This is a genomic window from Photorhabdus hindustanensis, assembly GCF_002968995.1.
Classification (GTDB): domain Bacteria; phylum Pseudomonadota; class Gammaproteobacteria; order Enterobacterales; family Enterobacteriaceae; genus Photorhabdus; species Photorhabdus akhurstii.
Genome location: NZ_PUWT01000114.1, coordinates 1 through 1,206 on the forward strand (window position 1 = coordinate 1; position 1,206 = coordinate 1,206).

Genomic DNA, 1,206 nt, shown 5'->3' on the forward strand with positions numbered 1-1,206 from the left:
CGTCGTCAGGCTGGAGTGAAACCGGCAAGAGGGCGGGCAGTGTCTGGCTGAGAGGTTGGCGCATTTTGTGACTGTCGGCAATCCAGTCGCGGAAAGAGGAAAAACTCAGCTGATGCTGTTCGCAATACTGTTTTCGGGTCAGGTTACTGTGGCGCCATTGGGCCACATGGTGTTGTTTTTGTTCCGGGGTATATCGGCTACGGCTCATGGTGTCAGTCTCCAGGTGAAGATAAGGAAGCAGTAGCGTGCAGGGGCCGGAGGGGAAGAACAAGGTGAGATGACCGGACGTTTACTTACCTTCCTTTATTAAGTGTCGAGAAGATTAGAGCCGGAAGATCACGGGGATCTTCCGGTGTTTTTTAGATGTAAAAGAGATTTTCTCGAACAAAAGAAGTGACTTCGTCTTTACTTAATTCAAATGCAGGATCTGCATCCATTCCTTTTAAATAATCAACGACATATCTTAGCCTCTCATCATCAATGTCATGATCAAGGTAAAATTCATATGCATATCTAGCAATGTTAGCAGTATCGTAATTTTCTTGAAGTTTTTCATTCAGGCCGCTTATAAAAAGATGGATTAGATCGTTCATGACAATCCCCCACATTTTTTAATAGCTTTTCCTGAGGTTGTTGCTATACCTGAATCTATATCCGCTTTGGTGGGTGGATAATGAGGGAAATCCAATACCTGACCATCTTTCATCTTAGGATGTACACGATTAACCTTGCTGGAATGGTCGTAAGTTTCTTCCCAAGACCTCACATTTCCTGTTGATGGATTCCACTCTGTGACATGAGAACGTCCACGCGTTAGCCCTTCGGTTCTAGCTAACGCTTCCTTATCATAATAACGGATTCGCCCATCAGGTAATTCGCGGATATTCACGGCAGAACCTTGAGCTTTTTGTAAAGCTCTAAGTTTCCGATTTAATAATTGAGAAGGTGAACTTGCCAACCCAAAAGGATCGATCCAACCCGTCGGATTATGCACGTAACTGTAAGGATTTACTCCTCCTGCTAACCCCAAAGGGTCAGGGCCGAGATAGCACGCCGCTTCCGGCAAATAATAGCGGAACCGATTATAAAATAAACCACTTTCCTCATCAAAAAGTTGCCCGGCAAATCTCAGGCCCGGATCGAGCTGGGGATTCTCGCCGTGTCCGCCCAGCCGCAGCCCGTACAGGGACTGCTTCGGCCGCCGCC

3 protein-coding genes are annotated in these 1,206 nt (G+C 46.6%); all 3 read right to left on the minus strand.

Going from position 1 to position 1,206, the window contains the following annotated elements; genetic code table 11:
* On the minus strand, positions 1–208 hold a 208-nt coding region (tnpA, locus tag C6H66_RS24205), incomplete at its 3' end, for an IS66 family insertion sequence element accessory protein TnpA (RefSeq protein ID WP_146111123.1).
* 151 nt (positions 209–359) lie between these two features.
* A complete protein-coding gene (locus tag C6H66_RS24210) occupies positions 360–593 on the minus strand; it encodes a hypothetical protein (RefSeq protein ID WP_046397194.1) in 234 nt (77 codons plus the stop codon).
* A partial coding sequence (locus tag C6H66_RS27365) for an RHS repeat-associated core domain-containing protein (protein ID WP_282183135.1) occupies positions 590–1,206 on the minus strand: 617 nt, incomplete at its 5' end. The genes C6H66_RS27365 and C6H66_RS24210, both read right to left, overlap by 4 nt.

What these genes read in the sequence shown, in the direction of transcription:
- C6H66_RS24210 (WP_046397194.1), bottom strand. Translation starts at nt 593, where the DNA reads ATGAACGATCTAATCCATCTTTTTATAAGCGGCCTGAATGAAAAACTT.